The organism is Microcoleus sp. LAD1_D5 (genome assembly GCF_036702115.1).
In the GTDB taxonomy this organism is placed as follows: Bacteria; Cyanobacteriota; Cyanobacteriia; order Cyanobacteriales; family Microcoleaceae; genus Microcoleus.
In genome coordinates this window covers 1-21,319 of record NZ_JAUBSA010000073.1, presented here as the reverse complement: position 1 = coordinate 21,319, position 21,319 = coordinate 1, and the positions used below count along the sequence as shown (strand labels likewise).

The following is a 21,319-nucleotide window of genomic DNA, read 5'->3' as shown; positions in this document are numbered from 1 at the left end:
GGCCGAAACCGGGTTTCTTTTCGCAAGCCCTACAGTTATACTCAACTAACGACACTTCACCTCAGACTTGTCTGTGCGGGGCAACGATGCCAAAAGTCGATCGCCAGGGTGCAAAAGTTCGATCGGCTGCTGCATTTGTGACATTCTGTGCTAGAAAGTCGTCGGATGCTCAACAAAAACCGTCAAGCAATCGTCGCATTGCTGGCAGCCAAACTCCAAAGCTGAGGAATCGGGTGCATTGTCAACAGACAATATCAGCTTGGGGGAACTCACAGGCAAAACCTATCAGACAGAATTTTCTGGCTGTAACATTCCACGCGGGGATAATTCACTGCCGGGATAAATTTTTATTTATTTTGCCTGCCGCAGACTTTTACGAGTCGAAAAAGTAATTTGGCAACAGCCATCAACAGCCTAATTATCTATTAGACATCAACCGAATTTAAGTTTATCCTCTGACTCGACAAGAGTTTTAGATACTTTTTCGCCGATGTCTACTAGAAAATAGACAAGCTTTTCCGTTTGGAGAATTTAAGAGCGTGGTAAATTTTAACAGAATACAGCGGTTGCATATGTCAAAAATTAACTTGCTCCAAAAAACAGGGGACGCAGCAAGTCTATCGGTAGCCGTTTGCCAAGGCCAAGGCGAATTGAATCCAGACTTAGAACCATTTAACCAGGAGGAAAAGCCTGTACTAACGCGAAAGGTTAACCAAAAAAATAGCAAGGTAGGTAAACTGATGCCACTCTTTACTTCCGGACAAGTGGCTTCTGTAGAAACCGCGAGCCAAAAAACCTCCACCCAGGATTTTGTACAAAAATCATCCTTAAAAATCACCAAAAGTTGGCCATCTAAAATTGGCAGTTTGCCTATCCATCAAAAAATTGGTGGCGGGTATGTGCTGGCAATAGGAATCGGCTTTCTTGGCTCCCTGAGTGGACTGCTAATCGCCGACTACTACCAAGGACAAGGAGTAAACCAACTCAATGATGCTCACCTGCAAGCCCAATTGCTGGGCAATTTTAAAGATGCAGCGCTGGCGGCGCAATTGCAGGGAGCGCAGCTAGATTCTTTTGTAGATAATTATGCCCAAGTACAACTGCAAAAAGAGCAGTTGATCGCGAGTGTTACTAAGGCAAAAAATCTGCGGTTGCGTATAGAAAAGTTTGCCGACAGCCAACCCGCTTGGCTGGCAGCAAAACCGGAAGTTCTCAAGTTTTTACTGCAAGATTGCACGAAAAATTTAGAAGCCTACGCCGATACTCTCAAGTCAACTTTGGAGAAAATCCAGCAATCGCAACTTTCGCATCGGGAGATAGAGTCTGCCCGAAAATTGTTGGCGACAGAAAGCGGAGAAGGTGTAAAACAGATCAACAGCAGCCTTGAGGAATTGAGCAAAATCCTGGAGATTGCCCAGCAGCAAGAGGGCCAAGGCGGTCAAGTGATGGAAGACGCCCAAGGAATGGAAAAAGCCATAATTATTATTAGTATGCTGCTGTCGGTAGTTGTGGCGGGAATTGTGGCTTGTCGCACCAGTCGGGCGATCGCCAAACCTGTAATCAGCGTCACTCAGGTAGCCGAACAAGTAGCCGCCGAGTCTAATTTTGACTTGCGAGTCCCCGTCACGGCACAAGGCGAAATAGGCTCTCTGGCTGTCTCTCTCAATCACTTAATCGAGCGAGTTTCCGAACATACAAAAGAATTGAAACAAGCTAAGGAAGCGGCAGTCACCGCTAACACTGCTAAAAGCCAGTTTTTAGCAAATATGAGCCACGAATTGCGGACGCCTTTAAATGCGATTATCGGCTACAGTCAACTACTTTCAGAAGATGCCCAGGATGCGGGATTTGATGAGTTTGTACCCGACTTGCACAAGATTCAGAAGGCGGGTACGCACCTGCTATCTTTGATTAACGATATCCTCGATTTGTCAAAAATTGAAGCGGGGGGGATGAAACTCGAAATCCAGGAATTTGACATCGAATCCCTGGTTGACAATGTGGCGAGTGCTGCGAAACCGTTGGTAGAGAAAAATGGCAATGTTTTACAAATAGAGTGCGATCGAACTGCGGGTATCATTCACGCAGATTTCAAAAAAATGCGGCAGATTTTGATGCACCTGCTGAGTAATGCTGCTAAGTTCACCAAAAACGGCAGAGTGAAACTGACTGTCAGGCGCATTGAAGGCAGTGGCAAATTGAATACAGCAGATCGATTGGCGATTGACAATTCAATGCCTGCCGATGAAACTCATTCTGCGGTGATCGCTTGTCCCCTGCTGAATGTTCAAGAGTCGGATTGGATTTGTTTATCTGTTAAAGATAGCGGAATAGGAATGTCGGAAGAACAACAGCACAAATTGTTTGAAGCTTTTGTGCAAGCTGACTGTTCATCAACGCGACCGTACGACGGCGCCGGATTGGGGCTGACACTTAGTCGCTACTACTGTCACATGATGGGCGGGGAAATTTTGGTAGAAAGCGAAGAGGGAAAAGGGTCTATTTTCACTGTGCGGATACCGGCGGGAAACGGGTGATGTGATTTTTGGGCGAGAGATGTAGGGGGTACGCCGAGGGGCGAAAATTTATGTTTCAAACCTCTGGCTTTATGTCCAAATGCTTTAGTCTTGTCAGTGAGGGCGATATTTTATACCAGTTCTAAAAAGTCTTGCTAGAGTTCAGGTTATTCGGTTTCTTTCACAAAGTCAACATTCTGTCGCTAGTATTGCATAGTTTTTGGAAAATCTCTTATAAGGTTTATTTACTCAAACGCCTTGTAAGTTCTTGAAATAGTTTTTCTTGCATCAAATACTCTACATCCAAACAACATCGCAAAGCACCAAATGCAATCTCTGGTTCAGTAAACGCTTTTTTATTATTTGGAATATCAGGAGCAAGATACAAGCAAAAAATCTGAATAAAATCATGTCCCCGTATCTTGTTTCTGATTGGCGATATATTTTTTTCTCGTAATTCTTTGACTTTATCTAAAAAAGCACTCTTCTCTGAAATTCTATTATTTTTATTCAGGTATTTATCAACAAAAGCAGTTGAATCAAATTCCATAGAACCACCTTTTCGTTTCTTAACGCAGCGTTTTAGCGACTCTAAGGCCAACCATTCCATTCCATAACTCAAAGATTCGTTAGCAGCTCTAAGTAAAAACATTTCTTCAAGAATAGGGGAAATATTTTTCAGAATATTCACCGCTGCTATCTCATCTCTATGTAACGCCAACCTAAAAAATTTTTCAATAATATTAGAATCGAAAAGATACATTTCAATTGACGTATAGTCAGTAAATAGTAAAAGTTCCGATTCTATACTTGAATTTCCTATTAAGTCATCAAAATCTCTGTCAGCAATACAAACAACGTGAGGAAGGCTTGTTTCAAAAAGCCTTTGCAATTGCAAAGCCAAAAAAATCACTCGACTACGATTACTGTCATTTAATCCTAGTGCAAAAAGCTGATCAGTAGGTATATCTACAGTATCAATTTCGTAAACAGCACAGTTTTTTGTATCTAAATTAGACTCATCCAAAAACCATTGAATGATAGACTTATCAGTTAATCCTTCAACATACACATCATGTAAACTAGGTTCAAGCTCATACCGAGCAACTAACTCATCTAATTTACGGCGTTTCTCATCTTCCATTTTCAATCTCGTTGCTCACATCTTGTAGCTTGACTACATTCCTTCTATATTGAGCTAGCAACTCAATAGAATGAGTAGCAAGTAAAAACTGGACTAAGCTACCCTTCGTAAAATCAAGGAGTACACGAATAAGTTGCCGCTGCCATTTAATATTTAAAGATATTTCAGGTTCATCAATGATAAAAATTGTGGCTTTATCTCTTGCAGTTAAAGTATTACAAAGCAATAGCAGCAGTTGCTTTTCACCAGATGAAAGTGATTCTGGAGAAATCTCCTGACCATTTTCAGTTGCGATCTTCAACCCGGTTCTAACGTGCAACTCAATCTTTTTATCATTAAAAAAGCTATTAACTGTACTTACAAAAAGTTTCAACAAATTTTGTGTCTCTTGCAACGCATCTAGTCTTGCTGAAACGCTATCAAGGTATGGTTTTAAGACATTCCAAGTAATAGGAAGAGTTGCTTCATTATTATTGCCAATTGTACTGATTAGGTTTTGAGTGTCTAGTGGTGACATCAAACCAAAGTGAGAAAATTCTTTACTTCTATCTTCTTCTGCTTTTAATTTTTCAATTAATTGTTGTGATGAATGTGGAAGATCTTCCGGTACTATTTCACCTGAAGTAATAATTCGGGAAATAATTTCTTCATAGAGATTATGTACATTGGCAGACCCTCTATTAGATCCTTTTAATGCTTGCTCTCGAATCCAATTTTCAGTACGGGCTATAGAAGTTTTTAATGCAAAATCTCTATCTATATTGGCAACCTGAGATGACGTTCTTAAAAACCGTCGCGGATCTAGACCCATACGACGATTTTCCGATATAAGAAATAATTGCTGAAGTTCTGTTTCTTCTGACTCAAATACATCGCTGTTGAGAACTCTATCGTCACCCAGAAAAAATACACTTAACTGAAGTTCAGATAACCTTCTTAAAAGAGTTCCATCTCTACCCTGGGGTATTCGGCCCTCATTAATTTTATATTTAACTTGGGAAACACTTTTACCTTTTTCTAGAAGTTCAATTTGAAATGATCCAAGTAAATCATTTTCTTCACGAGAAACTACTATATCGGTTCCACCAGCTAGCGAAACAGCAAATTTAGCAAAAGGTATTTGCGCTATGAAAGGACGATGCCCTCTGTTTTCAAAAGGAGAAAGAAGATGAAAAAGTAGCTTAAGAATAGTGGTTTTTCCCGAACCATTATCACCATATAAAATAAACAATGAGCTTAAGGAACCTGTACTTACTACTTCCTTTGAAAGAGCATAACTGTATTTCCCGAACAACTTTTCGATTTCAATACGAGTTACCGAGAGAGGAGATTCTGCTGATTGAGTATTAGTTTTCTCGATAGGAGAAATAGTTACTGGTTTCGACATAATTCTCTACCCTTATCTTAAAAATAACAAAAGCTCCTTAAAGAGCCTTCGCCAAAAAATAAATTTTGGTATTCAGAACGTCTTTACCGGAATTTCCTCGACCCTAGTGGGTAACCGGATGTCATGCTTAGAGCGTTTCTGTTGCATCCATGTCTCTAATATAGTTCATGATTTGGCTCTGTGTCAATTCCCTAGTCGGAATACTAGAACTGCTTACCAACAGCGGATCTAACAATCAAGATTAGCCGCGGTCAATACCTTTGGCAATCGCAGGGGGGATTCCGCTACTGTGAATAATACTGGTTTAGTGTACGGCACCATCTCCCAACCGCAAGAAGCATTGAAATATTTTAACAAAGCTTTACCAATCAACCGGGAAGTGGGTGAGCGCGCGGGGGAAGCTAATACTTTGAGTAATATTGATAGAGTCTACGACAGTATCTCCCAGCCACAAGAAGCATTGAAATACTTTAACTAAGCTTTACCAATTTGGCGGTCAGTGGGCGATCGCGCCCGGGAAGCTACTACTTCGAGTAATATTGATGCAGTAAACAACAGAAGTAAACCGCTAAGCAGAACAAATATCCCGCCAATTCCCAAAAATGAACAAGGTTAATTACCAGCTATATTTCAGGCAATTAAGAACCGCTAAACTCTCCCCCACAAAGCCAATCCGCCGCCCCTTCCCCTAGCCGCAACTATCCCATCTTCTACCAGAAAATATGCAAAAAATGCCTGCTTCCCCACACTCAAACTAAAAAATTCCCCCTCCCGCGCTTCTCCACCGCGAATAAATCCTTGATACACAGTTTTACCCAACACTTTCACCGTAATTCTGGTAAAATCAAAAGCTAAAATATTTTTATTAACCAAAAACTTAGTCGGCCCGGAAAGAGTTAGTGCGATCGCCCCAACTTGCACCGAATTCTCCACCCTGCCGATTTCGCTATCCGCTTCCCCACCAGCAACAGGTTCTGCCGAATAAGCAATTTGAATTTTCGCAATCCACTGAGGGATATAACGTCCCGCACCCAAGACAATTCCCGCTTTTTGTCGAGTCTTTTTTGTGCCGGTGATAAAGCAGAGTTGCCAGTTGCCGATTAATTGCTCAAAAGAATAGCAAACTTTATTTTTTTTCGCCTTTTTCTCAGCTTCTAGGAGGGCTGCGACTACGGCGGCGGGAGATGGTTTAGTATTTGATTTAGCGACTTGTTCGAGAACAGATATGTTTTCCATTTAACTAACAATAACATACCAATAGGTGCTGCGGACTTGCTTTTTACTGGATTTTTTGGATGAAATGAACTGTTTCAGCGCCAGAGGTCGCAGAGGGAGAGGGAAAAAGAGGGGTTTGATAATAATATTAGGTAGCGACACAACATGATTGTGTCCTGTATTTGAAAGGTACGATCGCACATTAGCACCCCGGATTTCCAATCAGCGGATTTTCACCCGGTTTTCAAATCCGGTTTCAAAACTTTGATACAATCCGTCAAATACGACCTAAATCTGTCAGCATAGACATAGAGAGTTCGATCGCAAAGAGGCCACCGTGCAACCCGTAGACTTTACAACTTTAACCGCCACTTGCAGCGAACTGCGAGCCCAATGGCTGCCAGCGCGCTTAGAACAAGTCTACCAGCGCGATCGCTTCACCGTGGCCCTGGCCTTCCGCACCATGAAAGGGCGCGGCTGGATTGACCTTTCCTGGCATCCTGTTGCCGCCCGCATCTGCGTAGGCGACCCCCCGCCCCGTATTCCCGATACCTTCACCTTCAGCGAACAACTGCGGCACCAACTCAGCGGTTTAGCCTTAGTTTCCATCGCCCCTGTTTCATCCTGGGAAAGAGTCATAGACTTGCAATTCGCCAAACGCCCCGGAGAACCAGCCCTCTGGCACCTGTACGCCGAAATCATGGGCAAGTACAGCAACGTCATCCTCACCGCCCAAGACAACCTCGTTGTCACCTGCGCCCACCAAGTCAGCGCCAAACAGTCCACCGTCCGTCCCATCCAAACCGGGCAACCCTACGAAATGCCCCCGTCTTTGACCGATGCAGTGCCGAGTCTGAGTGAATCTCAAAACCGCTGGCAATCACGAATTAGCCTGGTTCCTGGGCAATTAAAGGGCAATCTGTTGAAGAATTACCGAGGGATGAGTAAAGCCTTAGTTTTGTCAATGATTCGATCGGCTTCTTTAGACCCCGAACAATCCACCGACAGCCTCAATCCCGACGAATGGCAGCAACTATTCCAGCGCTGGCTATACTGGCTGCAATGCCTAGAAAACTCCAAATTTCACCCGAGTTTTACCCCCGAAGGCTACACCGTCATCGATTGGCCCGCACCAGAAAATAACGCTGTTTCTTCCTATTCTTCTTCTTCTTCCCTTATTCCGACTGCCATCGAACTAACATCCGTTAAATCCGTTACAGAATCCGTTGCCGAACCTTCCTCTTCCGTTCAAGAAATACTTAACAGCTACTACACAGGCGAAATCAATCAAGAAGTATTCGCCCAACTGCGGCATCAGCTTACCCAAAAACTCAACAACGTCCTGGCAAAACTGCGCCTCAAAGCCAACACATTTAAAGAACGCTTGCAGCAATCTGCAGACGCCGACACCCACAAATCCCAAGCCGACTTGCTGATGGCAAATTTGCAGCATTGGGAACCAGGAATGAAATCGATTTCTCTCCCTGACTTTGAAACCGAGAAACCAGTTATCATTCCCCTAAATCCGGAAAAAAACGCAGTTCAAAACGCTCAAGCCCTCTACAAAAAACACCAAAAACTTAAAAGAGCCCGCATTGCAGTAGAACCTTTGTTAGCCGCCGTACAGGAAGAAATCGACTATTTAGAACAAGTGGAAGTCGCACTTTCGGTATTGGAAACCTACCGCAACACCCAAGATTTGCAAACCCTCGCCGAAATCCGCGAAGAACTGATCCAGCAAAAATATCTAGACGTACCAGATTACCGCAGTACCGACAAAAATGCTGCGATCGAATTTCACCGCTACCAAACCCCCAGCGGCTTTGAATTATTAATCGGGCGCAACAATCGCCAAAACGACCAACTCACTTTTCGCACCGCCAATGACTACGACTTGTGGTTCCACACCCTAGAGATTCCCGGAAGCCACGCTTTGCTGCGTGTCACACCCGGTACTGTGGCTGAAGAAACCGATTTGCAATTTGCCGCCGACATGACTGCTTACTACAGTCGCGCCCGCCACAGCGAACAAGTCCCCGTGGTTTATACAGAACCGAAATATGTATACAAGCCGAAAGGTGCAAAACCGGGTATGGTTGTATACAAGCAGGAGCGGATTGTCTGGGGTAGACCGCAGCAAGCTCCGGCTTGATTTATATAAAGTGAGTGAAGAGCTGATCGGCAACCGAAACCTGGTTTTTAGGCAAAATAAAAGGTTTGGTAGCGATAAACCTAGGCAGGAACCGGGTTTTTGAACCCAGGCTTGATTATACAAAGTTACCGGGAGTGCGATCGTCCCCTCAAAATTAAAATCCGTCTGTAATGTAAAGTTTTATTACAAAAAATTAAATTTTGTTGTTATAATACCACTTAAGAGAGATGATATTTCTTTTAGAACCCTTTGCAAAGAAACGTGCAATTTGGGTTTCCTCACTGTGAGAAAAACACTGTGGGAACACAACGGATTTAACTATTTGTGCAGACCAGCTTTTACTAAAGCTGGTCGTTTCTGTTGAAACATTAAACCCAAGCCCCCACCGATTTTAGATTGGCGATTTTAGATTTTAGATTACAACCACCAATCTAAAATCTAAAATCTAAAATCCCCAAGGGCTATTCCTAGAAAGTAAACGTCGTTCTGACAACCCCAATCACCAAATCAGAATTATTCTTATTGTGGTCAGGAGCAGTCAGCCAAATCAGACCAGGAGTGATAGAAATATTATCGCTCAACTTAAACTGATAGAAACCTTCAATGTGCAGCGAAGTATCCTTATCTTCCGGCAAAGTCCGATTAGTAGAACTCGTCACCCGCGGCTCCATACCTACCACAATCCCCGCCACATTTCCTTCTTTCAACAAATCGGGAAAAGCCAAAGTAACTGCCCAGTTCCAGATTTTTTGATCGCCCCGCTGCACAGAACCCGTAGGAGTAGCCAAGTTGGATAAAATGCGCTGGTTGGTGTAACCCGCCCAACCGCCAATTGCAAATCTCCGGTTCAACTGCCACGAAGCTTGCGCGCCGTAGGAATTGCTAGAAACTGGGAGAGTGGTATCGCTGTCGAACCCGAAGGAACCGAGACGCTGCGGAAAATTAGAAGCATTGCTGCCGGTATTGGTAATTAAGTTGTAGGAATTAACGTAAGTTAAACCTAAAGCCATGCTGTCGCTCGGTTTGAAAGTCAACTGAGCCAAACCGCCGTAAGAACCGTTGAACAAACCGTTACCCCGCGTCGGGTTCGCAGGGTCGCCGGCCAAATACCCCAAACTAAGCTCTAATTTTTCCCCAAACTCATGCCGCAGAGCGATGCCAGAACCACCAAGCAAATAGTAAATTGGGTTGCGAGTACCGAAGTTAGAAAGAGCGCCGTAGCTGCCGTCTCCGTCAAAGTAAGGGTTGACAGTGTTGGTAAAATCGTCAGCAGCGCCGGCGTTGGCTTCTAGAAATACAGTCGTTCTGTTGCCTAGAGGGAATTGGTAAAGCAGCGCATCTAAAGCTACTATATTGTTAGCCTCGCCAAAAGGCCCGACATTAAACCGCAATTCCCCTTCAGCGGTTTTCGTATTTTCCGTAGAAAACGCACCCAAATTTAAAACTTGCAATCGAGCTCTCAGCAAATCTTCTCCTGAGAAACTCGTGTCGAAATTGATACGAACCCTGCTGCCAAAAGCCGTGGTTTTATCAGCTTCGCGACCCTCGGCATCATCTCCCCTGGCGATACCCGCCAAACCAAATATCACTTCGCCGTTGAGTTTAGTCGTAGTCGAAAACTGATTTGCTTCTAATTCAGAGGCGCGCGCTTCCAAAGCATCGACGCGGCCGCGCAAAGTTGCCAATTCGGCCGCAAATTCTTCTTGCAACCTTTGCACAGAAGCCAAATCTTCTCGCGTCGCCAGATTTCTGGAACCGCCTTGAATTAGCTCGGTAACTTTATCCAAACACGCATTTAAACCGGCTGCAAATTCGTAGCGAGTCATCGCCCGGTTGCCGCGAAAAGTGCCGTCAGGATAGCCAGCTATGCACCCGTAGCGCTCTACTAGGGATTGCAAAGCTTGGAACGCCCAATCTGTGGGCCGAACGTCGGAAAGTTGCGAAACAGAGGTTACTTGGCCGGCCGCATCTTCGCTGCTACTGTCTTCGGCGCTGTATTGGTTGATTTGTTCTAAAAGATTAGACTGTGCTTGAGGTTGGGCACTTGGATCAGTGGATTGCGAAATCTGATCGGGCTCTAGGGCGGATTTTTCGGCGTTTAAATTAGTCGGTGCAACGGCGGGTTGCGTTTCGCTTAAGTTTGCGGGTGCTACTGCGGGAATTTGCTCTGCGACAGGTTGTTCGGGACTTAAATTTGCGGGCGCTACTGCGGGTTGGGTTTCGCCTAAATCTGCTGCTGCAACTTCCGGTGCTTTTGCTTGTTCGGCAACAGGGGCGATCAAATCGTTAGTGAAGCCCTCGTAGAGGTTCGCAATTTCTTTCTCAATAGTTTCAACAGTTGATTTGCTAGCTAGTGAGGCTGGTTCGGCTGTCTCAGGCTTTGCCGTCTCAGACTTGGCTGCCTCGGTTGCAGCACCTGCTAATTGCAATTTATCAGCTTGAGCTGCCGTGGCAATTTCTACAGGTTGCTCTGCTAGCGCCGTCGAAGATATGACTAAACTTGCTGCCAATACACCCGGACTAACTAAAAGTCCCTTCCACAAAAATTTGGACATTTTTTCCTCACACCACATTACGGTCGATCGCCCGTTCCCAAGATTTAGGCGCTCGCAAATCACCTTTAGTATTCCGCCTAATAGTATTTCTTGTCAACAATCGGGGAAATCACTGCCGGAGAGTGCAGTTTGGCTGTGGCTGATTTGACAAAAACTCCGTTTATTCCCAAAATCCTTGGTTTGAGCTAAATACCTACATAGAAACCTGGTTGATGGCGGGATATTGCGTAAGTTATCCCTCAGTAAGACTAATATTGACAGCACTGGCGCTAACAAATCGTTTGATCGGCTACAAATACAAGTGAAAAAACTCAAATACGCCCTAGTTCACGAATGGTTGACGCCCTTAGCTACTGGCGGTTCAGAACTCGTAGTACAGGAAATCCTCAAACACGTAGACGAGGCAGATGTCTATGCCCTCATCGACTTTGAATCGGCCAATCCCGAAAGCTATCTTTTCGGGCGACAGATTGGCACAACATTTTTGCAGCACTTTCCCGCAGCCCGCAGTGGCGTCCAAAAATATCTGCCATTTCTGCCGATCGCGATCGAACAACTAGATCTGCGAGAATACGACATCATCCTCTCATCATCCCATGCCGTCGCCAAAGGCATCCTCACCAGTCCCCAGCAACTGCACGTCTGCTACTGCCACACTCCCATGCGCTACGCTTGGGACTTAACTTTTGACTATTTGCGTAGCAGCAAAGCCGGACGCGGCATCCAGGGTCTGCTGACGCGATATTTGTTGCATCGACTGCGACAGTGGGACGTAATTTCCGCCAATCGCGTTGATTATTTCATCGCTAACTCTCAACACACTGCGCGCCGAATTTGGCGGTGCTACCGGCGGCGGGCCCAGGTGATTTATCCGCCGGTAAACATCGAGCGATTTTCGGCGTTGCGGCAAAAACAAGACTTTTACGTCACAGTTTGTCGGTTGGTAAGTTACAAAAACGTAAGTGCGATCGTCCAAGCATTCAATCAACTCGGGCATACTCTAATTGTCATCGGCACCGGGCCAGAATTAGAAATGATTCGGCAAATCGCCAAACCCAACGTGCAAGTGCTCGGCTGGCAGCCCGCCTCCATAGTTGAAAAGTACATGGCAGAGGCGAAAGCCTTTGTATATGCAGCTTGCGAAGATTTTGGCATAGCTTTGGTAGAGGCTCAAGCTTGCGGAACGCCGGTAATTTCCTATGCAGCAGGGGGCGCTTTGGAGACAGTCCTCGACATTCGCCAACACCCAGAGACAGGGACTGGTTTATTTTTTTCCTCGCAAACCGCAGCAGCATTAGTCGAAGCTGTCGAGGAATTTGAGCAGTTGCAAGGCAAATTTCGGCCAGAAATCTGCAGGTTGCGCGCTGAACAGTTTGCCCCCGAAGTTTTTGGGCAGCACTATCTAACTTTTGTGGAACGCTGCTATCAGGAATTTCACTCCCGTGATTTTACCGAGTCTGGGGCTTGAGAGTGCCAGAGCCCCATAGCGGGACAATCTTCCTTCTGCCTTTGTATAAGTGCCTTCAGAAGACCTCTGGATAAGTGCCTTGTGCCTTCTTCCTTCTGCCGCCAGAAGCCCTCTTCCTTCTTCTTTCTGCCTTTTGAAGCCTTCTGAAGGCAGAAAATTGAGTATTGGAAACATAATTCAGAGAACAAAGCGTCTTGAGGCTTTATGATCAGGACTGTGTGTGGTGTGAAGTGAAGGAGTAAGATGACTGCCGACAGCCAACTAATCTCCGGCAAGGTAATTCGAGCGATCGCAAGACGCGGTTTTGGGTCTGTCCTGCAAGGAGATAGACGCATAAGTCGTTCTCTACAGAACCTCGACGGAGAACTTTTCAAGCGGTTATTTGACATCCTGTTTTCCTTATCGGTTCTGATCCTGTTTGCTCCGGTTTACCTGCTTTTGGCTTTCTTAATCGCCTTAAGCTCGCCCGGTCCTATTTTTTACGTACAGGAACGAGTAGGCAAAAACCGTAAAAGGTTTTATTGCCTTAAATTCAGAACGATGGTGGAAAATGCGGACGATATATTGCTGGAAATCATGGAAAATTCTCCGCATTTGCGTCAAGAGTTTGAGGACAATTTCAAGCTGAAACAAGACCCTCGAATTACCTGGATTGGAAGATTTTTACGAATGACCAGTTTAGACGAGTTTCCCCAGTTTTGGAATGTTTTAAAAGGAGATATGAGTGTCGTCGGACCCAGACCTTTAGTTGAAGAAGAACTGCCGAGATACGGCCGTCACATCAACAAAATTCTCACCATAAGACCTGGAATTACAGGCTTGTGGCAAGTGTCTGGTCGTAACGACATTCCCTATCCCCGCCGAGTCCAAATCGACCTCTATTACGCAAATGACAAAAACCTTTGGATGGATATGTGGATTGTTTTCAAAACAATTGGAGTTGTGATTTTTCCCAAAAATAACGGCGCATATTAATTTTTGTCCGCAGTCAGCAATCGGTAGTTAGTTTTATTTGTTACTGACCACTGATGCTGACTACTGACAGCAAGCGACAAACTCTTTGTCAAAACTAAACAGTTCCTGGATGCCGAGCCAAGAATTGTGAGCTTAACTAAAGGGGCAAATACTTAAATAAACCTACCTCTTATTCATCTAGAAAGATCAGTTCTTCTAGATAGACTACTTTAGGTTTAGGTGTTAAACTTAACTCTATAACCTTTGGCTTAAGGGGGATAGCCTACTTATCTTGGGATAGCCCACTACCCAACAGCGTAGGAAGTAAACTTCAACAGGCTTTAGGCAACTAAAGTTAAGTTTGAGTAAGTTTTATAAAGCAGTTTGAGAATACGGCCGGCAGGGAGCAACAGCCTCTGCCAAAAAAATTATTGTGAATTAACACAGCCTGTCAAAGGAAAATCAGATGACGCAACGTAAGCGAGCGCTAATAACAGGTATTACAGGTCAAGACGGCTCCTACTTGAGCGAATTACTGTTAGAGAAAGGATATGAAGTTCACGGCATTATCCGGCGCAGTTCTAGTTTCAATACCGATCGAATTGACCACATCTATGTCGATCCTCACAGCGAGGGTGCGCGCCTGTTTCTACACTACGGCGACTTGACGGACGGCACCACTCTCCGCCGGATATTGGAAGAAGTTCAGCCGGTAGAAATTTATAACTTAGGCGCTCAATCTCACGTTCGAGTCAGTTTTGACTCGCCGGAATATACTGTTGACACAGTAGGGATGGGAGTATTGCGGCTGCTAGAAGCAATTCGGGACTATCAGCACCGCACCGGCATAGAAGTGCGGTTCTATCAAGCAGGTTCTTCGGAAATGTTTGGGTTGGTGCAGGAAGTTCCGCAGAAGGAAACAACTCCTTTTTATCCCAGAAGTCCTTACGCCTGCGCCAAAGTTTATGGGCACTGGCAAACAATAAATTATCGCGAATCTTACGGACTTTTTGCCTGCAACGGCATCTTGTTCAATCACGAATCTCCCCGCCGTGGCGAAACTTTTGTAACTCGCAAAATTACTCGCGCCGTTGCCAGAATAGTCGCCGGCAAGCAGAAAAAGATTTACTTGGGCAATCTCGATTCTAAGCGGGACTGGGGCTATGCTAAAGACTACGTGCGGGCGATGTGGCTGATGCTGCAACAAGACAAGCCTGACGATTATGTCATTGCTACCAACGAGACCCATTCTATTAAGGAATTTCTCGATTTGGCTTTTACTTACGTCAATTTAGATTGGCAAAAATATGTGGAGTTTGACGAACGCTACTTGCGGCCGGCCGAAGTCGAACTGTTGATAGGCGATTCGACTAAGGCGCGCCAGCAATTAAATTGGGAACCTTCTGTAACTTTTCAGGAGTTAGTACATTTAATGGTAGATGCTGACATGAAAGCTTTAGACCAGCAAGGTCGGGGTTCGGGCAACGGATTTGATTAAGTCGCTAAACCAAGCCGTCAGGGCGAACAATTTGTAGGGGTAGGGCCCCGTGTATACCCCTGTGGCGAAAGGCGCACACCGGGGCATAGCCCCTGCAAACAGTTCACAACTGATCAGAGGATGGTTACAGCTATTAACAGGATCGGCATTCAAAGAGCCCGCTTAATTGCTGCTCGCAAAATTTTCGCCTGTGCGGGCTAAAAAAAACATTAAAATGATAGTTGAGGACTCGCTACTCATAAATCTAACTTTCGGGTGTACACGGAGCAAATTGTCCCGATCTGCAGCAGCTAAAACAAATTTCTGGGCAACCTCATCCTGTAGCTGAAAGCTTTTTTTGCTAAAGCAACAATTTTAGAATTGAAATTGTCGATCGACCTTTATTCAAAATTCCGAGGCTAAAATTATGACAAGCTTGGATTTAAGCAGCAAACGCATTCTAGTCACGGGCGGCGCCGGTTTCTTGGGCCGTCAGGTAATCGACCAGCTAGTGAAAGCAGGGGCCGATGCTGATAAAATTGCCGTGACTAGATCGCGCGAGTGCGACCTCCGCGTTATGGAAAACTGCAAGCGCGCCGCCGACAAACAAGATATCATCATTCACCTCGCCGCCCACGTCGGCGGCATCGGCTTAAACCTAGTCAAACCCGCTGAATTATTTTACGATAATTTGATGATGGGCGCGCAACTAATCCACGCCGCCTACGAAGCAGGAGTCGAAAAATTTGTCTGCGTCGGCACCATTTGCGCTTATCCCAATTTAACCCCAGTTCCTTTCAAAGAAGACGACCTCTGGAACGGCTATCCAGAGGTAACTAACGCACCTTACGGAATTGCCAAAAAAGCCTTATTAGTGCAACTGCAATCCTACCGCCAGCAGTACGGATTCAACGGTATCTACTTGCTACCAGTCAATCTGTACGGCCCGGAAGATAACTTTGACCCGAAAAGTTCCCACGTCATCCCCGCATTAATTCGGAAAGTCTACGAAGCGCAAGAAAGGGGAGACAAAACACTGCCAGTTTGGGGCGACGGCAGCCCTAGCCGCGAGTTTTTGTATTCCACAGATGCCGCGCGGGGAATTGTGATGGCGGCTCAATCTTACAGTGAATCTGACCCGGTTAATTTGGGAACGAATAGCGAAGTTCAAATTCGCGATTTAGTGGAAACGATTTGCGAATTGATGGGATTTGAGGGAGAAATTGTCTGGGAAATAGACAAACCGAACGGTCAGCCACGCCGCTGTTTGGATACCCAAAGGGCTAAGGAAAAGTTTGGTTTTGTTGCCGAAGTGAAGTTTAAGGAAGGATTGAAAAATACGATTGATTGGTATCGAAAACACGCAATTTGAGTGTGAAAAACCCGGTTTTTTCATGAAACCGGGTTTTTTTAGGAAAGGTGGTGAATGGCAGTAAATCAGCAGAAAGAACTGTTTAGTAAAGCAGGCTCTTCCTTATTTAGTGTGCCAAACGAGTAGCTGAAGTAGTTAAAACTCAAGCTATGTATGAATCGAAGGAAAAAATGGCTCCAAATTAACTAAGGTAAGACCGGAAACCCTTGCTGTGTAAAAATTTATGCCCTTAATTTCCGATAAATTAGCACACTAAGTACGGCAGACCCGGCATATTTAGCCTTTCATACCGTAAATCAGCAACGCCGAATAAGAAGGGAGGGGCGGGTTTTACAACCAATCTGTGGGTAAGACCAACAATATAGTAAACCCACCCCCACGATAGCGGTAAATCGCAATTGCTTTCGATCGATGATAAAAAAGCCGATCGCAATTTCGGTCAATCTGCATTTTGGGCGATCGACTACCTCTAAAGAAATATTCACAAAAATTTTTGGGAAATTTTATTAAGATTTATTATACTCCTCGTAAGGTGCGTCAGTAGATATTCTGTCACCCCCGATAGAAATTCAAGACTGACGCACCCTACTAGAATTAGTCTGACTGACTCGGTAAACTTTCCAATCTAAAATCTAAAATCTAAAATCTAAAATCAAATGACAGCCGACAAAACCGGATTTAGCATTAGCGCGATCGCCATTCGTCGTCACATCGGCACCCTCATGCTGACACTTGCTATCATAATCGTGGGCTTTTTCTACATCACCCAACTGCCCGTTGACTTGCTGCCCTCCATCACCTATCCCCGCATCGGCGTGCGCTTAGACGCCCCCGGCGTCTCCCCAGAAGTAGCAATAGACGAAGTTACCCGCCCCCTCGAACAAGGACTTTCCGCCACTGAAGGCGTCATGCAAGTTTTCTCCCGCACTCGCGAAGGACAAGTCAGCGTCGATTTATTCTTCAAACCCGGGGGCAACATCGACCAGGCCCTCAACGACGCCACCGCCGCTGTCAACCGCATCCGCAACCGACTTCCCGATACAGTTGAATCGCCCACTCTCTTCAAAGTTGACCCTTCCCAGCAGCCGATTTACGAATTTGCCCTCACTTCCAACTCCTTGCAAGGAGTGGATTTGCGCGTATTTGCCGACGAAGAATTATCCAGAGAATTAAACGTAATTCCAGGAATAGCGGCAGTTGACGTTGCCGGCGGCGTGCAAGAAGAAATTCAAGTAAATATTGACTTAAATCGCTTGCAATCTTTAGGTGTCAGTATTTCCGACGTTTTATCAGCGCTCGAATCCCGCAACCTGGACACTTCCGGCGGGCGGCTGCGGCAAGAAGCAGCGGAACCTTTAACCCGTACCGTCGGGCGATTTAAGAACGCCAAAGAAATTCAGGCAATTTCTTTTCAAGCATCGGGTTCTAATCCGCCCAAACGAGTTTTTTTGCGTGACTTTGCTCAGGTAATTGACGGTACAGAAGAAGAGCGAGTCAAAGTATTTCTCAATCAGAAATCAGCCGTAAAAATTAGCATTCAAAAGCAGCCGGACGCGAATACAATCTCAGTTGTAGACGGCATCAAAAAGCGGCTAGAAGAATTAAAAGAATCCGGGGTCATTCCCGAAGGCACGACTATTGTCAATACCTTCGACGAGTCTAAGTTCATCCGCGATTCTATTAGCAATGTCCTATTTTCCGGTTTAACCGGGGCTGTTTTAGCCGGGGCATCTGTATTGCTGTTCCTCGCTTCCCTTCGCCAAACTTTGATTATTGTCCTAGCAATTCCCCTCGCAACTTTAATGGCGATTATCCTGATGGGAGTTTTTGGCCTATCTCTGAACGTTTTCAGTTTGGGCGGTTTGGCGCTGGGTGTGGGAATTGTGGTCGATAACTCGATCGTGATGCTGGAGAATATTGTCGAAGGAACCAGCAATAAAAAAAGTGCCAACGGTCAGCGCTTCAGTAACAAGCAGTTGATGCAGCAAGCAGAAAAAAGTAGCCAAGAATTAGAATCCGCTTTATTTGCTTCCACCATCACTAACTTAGTTGCCGTACTGCCATTTTTGCTCATCGGCGGCTTAGTTTCCTTACTTTTCAACGAATTAATTCTCACCATCACCTTTTCCGTCGCCGCCTCTCTGATTGTCGGATTGACAGTTGTACCGATGATGGCTTCTCGGCTGCTAGCGCTGCGGGTATCCAGCGGTTTGAGCAACTTTTGGCCGCTGCGCGCATTCGATCGAGCTTTTACCAATGCTACCGCCGGTTACGGTAAATTTTTATCGGGCATAGTGCGGTGGCGGTTGATTATCATTGCAGTAGCGATTATTGGATTGGGCGGCGGCAGTTGGCTGATGGCTGGTCAAATTCCCCAGGAAATATTGCCCAGAATTAATACCGGTCAAGCGAGATTGTTTGCTTTGTTTCCTGCCGGCACAAATTTGGCAACAAACCAAAGGATCATGGCAGAAGCGGATAAAATTATCCTCAGCCAACCAGAAACTCAATACACTTTGACGACCGTGGGCGGGCTGTTGTTCGGCAACAATACGGTTGAGAATGTGCTGCGCGGCGGCTGCAACATTACGCTGAAACCTGGCACCAATACATTGGATTTTGTGCAGCGAGTTACGCAAGAATTGAATCAAAAAATTGACTTGCCTAAAAATACTCGTTTGCGTCTGAATCCAGAAAATGTGCGGGGTTTGGTTTTAACTAATTCGCCAGTCCGCGGCGCTGAAGTTGATGTCCTGCTTCAGGGCGAAAACGAACAAATATTGCAGCAAGCCGGCCGCGAGATATTGGCAACTTTGGATCAGAAGGTAAATTTAGCTACTTTTCGCCCGGATGCAGACCCCCAGCAAACGGAAGTGCAGATTCGCCCCAACTGGGAACAAGCAGAAATCTACGGGTTGAATGCGAGGCAAATTGGAGAGGCGATTCAGACAGCAATTCAAGGTTCTGTCCCTACGCAATTGCAGCGGGGAAACCGTTTGGTTGATGTCCGGGTACAGTTCGATCGCGCTGCTGTCCAATCGATTTCCGCACTAAAATTTATCCCTTTAACTGCTAGGGATAACAGCATTATCCGCTTGAGCGATGTGGCGAATATTGAACTGGGAAAAGCGCCTGGGGAAATTCAAAGGCTTAACCAGCGCCAAGTTTTCATGATTGCTGGGAATATTAATAAGGGCGCGAGTTTGGGCGATGCTTTAAAACAAGTGGATGCAGTTTTATCGGAAATCAAATTGCCGCCGGGAGTGCGAGTGATACCTAGTTCGGCGGCGGAAACTAACCGGGAATTGCAAAGTTCGCTCATTGTTTTGGGATCTTTGGCGGCGTTTTTGGTATTTGTGGTGATGGCAGTGCAGTACAATTCGCTTGTCGATCCGCTGGTGATTATGCTGACGGTGCCGCTGGCTTTGGCTGGGGGGATTTTTGGGTTGTATGCGACTAAAACTGCGATCGGCGCAACGGTGATTGTGGGGGCGATTTTGCTGGTGGGAATTGTGGTAAATAATGCGATTATTATGGTGGAGTTGGCGAACCAAATTCAGGAAGATGAAAAGGTCGATCGCGCCACAGCAATTCTCAGGGCGGCACCTCAGCGCTTGCGTCCGATTTTGATGACAACTATTACCACAGTTTTGGGTTTGTTTCCCCTAGCTTTGGGCATTGGAGACGGTTCGGAATTCTTGCAACCGCTGGGTGTGGTGGTGTTTTCCGGTTTGTCGCTGGCGACGCTGCTGACGCTGTTTATTATTCCGTGTTTTTACATTTTGCTGCACGATTTCTTCGGGATGTTTGCAGGGAATAAGAAACCGCAGGCGGTTGCTATTCCTGTGCAGAAGGTGGGGAGAAAGACTCCGAATTTGTAAAATGTAGGGTCAGCAAATACGCACTTTCCCGCAATCCGGCAGGGGTTTAAACCCCTGCCTCATAGCGAAAGTCGGTTAAAACCGACTGCTGATTGTGAGGGAAAGCCTTATCGATTTCAGTCCTCTTTTAGAGGACTTTTGCTATGAGACAGGGAATTCATTCCCTGTCGGGCTGTCGGACTTACCAACAATACTGGTACTGCATTTGATGTTAAGTTGACGCGCCGATAATTAGTCGGTAAGGTGCGTCAGTAAACAGTCTCTGACTCCCCAAAGAAATTCCCGACTGACGCACCCTACGATAAATGCTGCAAGATTTCAGTTAAAATAGAGCTTATTTACGCTGAAATATCTTTATGCTAATTTTACCAAAACATGAAAAACAAATTGAGTGGTCGTTCTCATATATAAATCAACCCATTAATTCCGAGTGGGCGACGATTGTCACTGGCGATCACAAAAAAGTCACTTTAGTCGATCGCAACTTGTCGCCAAAATACGAATAAGCTGTTGCACATTTAAACTGTGATACAAGCATTGCCCTTATTTTTGATTTTGCGACCCCATTTAATTATTAATTGCCCTTCATTTAAGAGGCGGTGCAATAAATACTCTAGCTCTTCAATAGATGTAAAAAGTCGATTGGCAATATATTCTTTTGCCGAATGCCATACTAATTCAATTAAGTTATAGTCGGGGCTGTATTCGGGGAGGAATTCTAAATGAAGATTAGGCATTTCTGTTTCAATTATTTTGAGGTACTCTTCTTTTTTATGAAAACTAGCATGATCAAGAACTATCACTATTTTCGCTCCTTTTTCAGCAAATTCTGAGGCTTGATTACCTGCTGATACCCATTCATTGATTAGCTCTTCATAAAAGAGTTTTAGCACTTGATAAAAATTATATGAATTGCCTTTCTTGAGAAACTCTACCCACCTTTTTTTGTCGGAATTCCTCACTCCTCCCATTACATTAACTCTGCCTTTCTTTCGGTCTCCTCGGACCTTTTTTCGGCTGCCTTTCTTACACCAGTTCTTTCTTCTGGTGACTCTTAAACTAAATCCACTCTCGTCCCAAAACCATACCTGTAAACGTTCTGGCGATTCTTTTTCTGTTTTTAAATATTCGGCTATCTTTATTTTAAACGCTGTTCTTTTTTCGGGATTTCTCTTTGACTCCAAACTATACTTAGCCC

At 45.2% G+C, this 21,319-nt stretch carries 15 protein-coding genes; 10 read left to right on the top strand and 5 right to left on the bottom strand.

The window, feature by feature from the left end:
• Window positions 1–86 precede the first annotated feature (86 nt).
• A complete protein-coding gene (locus QUA70_RS23375) occupies window positions 87–392 on the top strand; it encodes a hypothetical protein (RefSeq protein ID WP_333350228.1) in 306 nt (101 codons plus the stop codon).
• Window positions 393–740: 348 nt separating this feature from the next.
• Entirely contained in the window at window positions 741–2,537 is a 1,797-nt protein-coding gene (locus tag QUA70_RS23370) for a HAMP domain-containing sensor histidine kinase (RefSeq protein ID WP_333410695.1), read from the top strand.
• Window positions 2,538–2,757: 220 nt separating this feature from the next.
• On the opposite strand, the gene QUA70_RS23365 is transcribed toward QUA70_RS23370, so the two are convergent.
• Together QUA70_RS23365 and QUA70_RS23360 are read right to left on the bottom strand one after the other, a co-directional pair.
• The gene (locus tag QUA70_RS23365; protein WP_333350225.1) at window positions 2,758–3,660 is read right to left on the bottom strand and encodes a DUF4435 domain-containing protein; all 903 of its coding nucleotides are present in this window, start codon (window positions 3,658–3,660) and stop codon (window positions 2,758–2,760) included.
• A complete protein-coding gene (locus QUA70_RS23360; RefSeq protein WP_333350223.1) occupies window positions 3,650–5,047 on the bottom strand; it encodes an AAA family ATPase in 1,398 nt (465 codons plus the stop codon). The genes QUA70_RS23365 and QUA70_RS23360 overlap by 11 nt, the downstream gene beginning before the upstream one ends.
• 289 nt (window positions 5,048–5,336) lie before the next feature.
• Here QUA70_RS23360 and QUA70_RS23355 point away from each other — a divergent pair, with 289 nt between their 5' ends.
• A complete protein-coding gene (locus QUA70_RS23355; protein ID WP_333350221.1) occupies window positions 5,337–5,525 on the top strand; it encodes a tetratricopeptide repeat protein in 189 nt (62 codons plus the stop codon).
• 170 nt (window positions 5,526–5,695) lie between these two features.
• Here the strand turns inward: QUA70_RS23355 and QUA70_RS23350 are convergent, their stop codons facing one another.
• Complete coding sequence (locus QUA70_RS23350; RefSeq protein ID WP_333350220.1) at window positions 5,696–6,283, bottom strand: hypothetical protein; 588 nt, start codon at window positions 6,281–6,283, stop codon at window positions 5,696–5,698.
• Between the two features lie 316 nt (window positions 6,284–6,599).
• On the opposite strand from QUA70_RS23350, the gene QUA70_RS23345 reads away from it, so the two are divergent.
• Window positions 6,600–8,414 (top strand): NFACT RNA binding domain-containing protein, encoded by a 1,815-nt coding sequence (locus QUA70_RS23345; RefSeq protein ID WP_333350218.1) that lies wholly within the window; start codon window positions 6,600–6,602, stop codon window positions 8,412–8,414.
• A 467-nt stretch (window positions 8,415–8,881) separates the two neighbouring features.
• On the opposite strand, the gene QUA70_RS23340 is transcribed toward QUA70_RS23345, so the two are convergent.
• Window positions 8,882–10,969 (bottom strand): iron uptake porin, encoded by a 2,088-nt coding sequence (locus tag QUA70_RS23340; RefSeq protein ID WP_333350216.1) that lies wholly within the window; start codon window positions 10,967–10,969, stop codon window positions 8,882–8,884.
• A 301-nt stretch (window positions 10,970–11,270) separates the two neighbouring features.
• Between QUA70_RS23340 and QUA70_RS23335 the strand changes: the two genes are divergently transcribed.
• From QUA70_RS23335 to QUA70_RS23310, 6 genes are all read left to right on the top strand, one after another.
• Window positions 11,271–12,437: a glycosyltransferase gene (locus QUA70_RS23335; RefSeq protein WP_333350214.1), complete on the top strand. Its 1,167-nt coding sequence runs from the start codon at window positions 11,271–11,273 to the stop codon at window positions 12,435–12,437.
• 243 nt (window positions 12,438–12,680) lie between these two features.
• Window positions 12,681–13,412 carry a sugar transferase gene (locus QUA70_RS23330; RefSeq protein ID WP_006631924.1) on the top strand — a complete coding sequence of 244 codons (732 nt, stop codon included), beginning with the start codon at window positions 12,681–12,683 and terminating at the stop codon, window positions 13,410–13,412.
• Window positions 13,413–13,857: 445 nt separating this feature from the next.
• Complete coding sequence (gene gmd, locus QUA70_RS23325; protein WP_333324301.1) at window positions 13,858–14,889, top strand: GDP-mannose 4,6-dehydratase; 1,032 nt, start codon at window positions 13,858–13,860, stop codon at window positions 14,887–14,889.
• A 406-nt stretch (window positions 14,890–15,295) separates the two neighbouring features.
• Window positions 15,296–16,240 (top strand): GDP-L-fucose synthase, encoded by a 945-nt coding sequence (locus QUA70_RS23320; RefSeq protein ID WP_333350212.1) that lies wholly within the window; start codon window positions 15,296–15,298, stop codon window positions 16,238–16,240.
• Window positions 16,241–16,896: 656 nt separating this feature from the next.
• Window positions 16,897–20,121 (top strand): efflux RND transporter permease subunit, encoded by a 3,225-nt coding sequence (locus QUA70_RS23315; protein WP_333350210.1) that lies wholly within the window; start codon window positions 16,897–16,899, stop codon window positions 20,119–20,121.
• A 356-nt stretch (window positions 20,122–20,477) separates the two neighbouring features.
• On the top strand, window positions 20,478–20,627 hold the full coding sequence (locus tag QUA70_RS23310) for a hypothetical protein (protein WP_333350208.1): 150 nt from the start codon (window positions 20,478–20,480) through the stop codon (window positions 20,625–20,627).
• 12 nt (window positions 20,628–20,639) lie between these two features.
• Here the strand turns inward: QUA70_RS23310 and QUA70_RS23305 are convergent.
• On the bottom strand, window positions 20,640–21,319 hold a 680-nt coding region (locus QUA70_RS23305; RefSeq protein ID WP_333410693.1), incomplete at its 5' end, for an IS630 family transposase.

Bases quoted from the DNA above. Each gene is read 5' to 3' on its own strand.
- QUA70_RS23375 (WP_333350228.1), top strand. From the start codon at position 87: ATGCCAAAAGTCGATCGCCAGGGTGCAAAAGTTCGATCGGCTGCTGCA.
- QUA70_RS23370 (WP_333410695.1), top strand. From the start codon at position 741: ATGCCACTCTTTACTTCCGGACAAGTGGCTTCTGTAGAAACCGCGAGC.
- QUA70_RS23365 (WP_333350225.1), bottom strand. From the start codon at position 3,660: ATGGAAGATGAGAAACGCCGTAAATTAGATGAGTTAGTTGCTCGGTAT.
- QUA70_RS23360 (WP_333350223.1), bottom strand. From the start codon at position 5,047: ATGTCGAAACCAGTAACTATTTCTCCTATCGAGAAAACTAATACTCAA.
- QUA70_RS23350 (WP_333350220.1), bottom strand. From the start codon at position 6,283: ATGGAAAACATATCTGTTCTCGAACAAGTCGCTAAATCAAATACTAAA.
- QUA70_RS23340 (WP_333350216.1), bottom strand. From the start codon at position 10,969: ATGTCCAAATTTTTGTGGAAGGGACTTTTAGTTAGTCCGGGTGTATTG.
- QUA70_RS23330 (WP_006631924.1), top strand. From the start codon at position 12,681: ATGACTGCCGACAGCCAACTAATCTCCGGCAAGGTAATTCGAGCGATC.
- gmd (WP_333324301.1), top strand. From the start codon at position 13,858: ATGACGCAACGTAAGCGAGCGCTAATAACAGGTATTACAGGTCAAGAC.
- QUA70_RS23320 (WP_333350212.1), top strand. From the start codon at position 15,296: ATGACAAGCTTGGATTTAAGCAGCAAACGCATTCTAGTCACGGGCGGC.
- QUA70_RS23315 (WP_333350210.1), top strand. From the start codon at position 16,897: ATGACAGCCGACAAAACCGGATTTAGCATTAGCGCGATCGCCATTCGT.
- QUA70_RS23310 (WP_333350208.1), top strand. From the start codon at position 20,478: ATGCTAATTTTACCAAAACATGAAAAACAAATTGAGTGGTCGTTCTCA.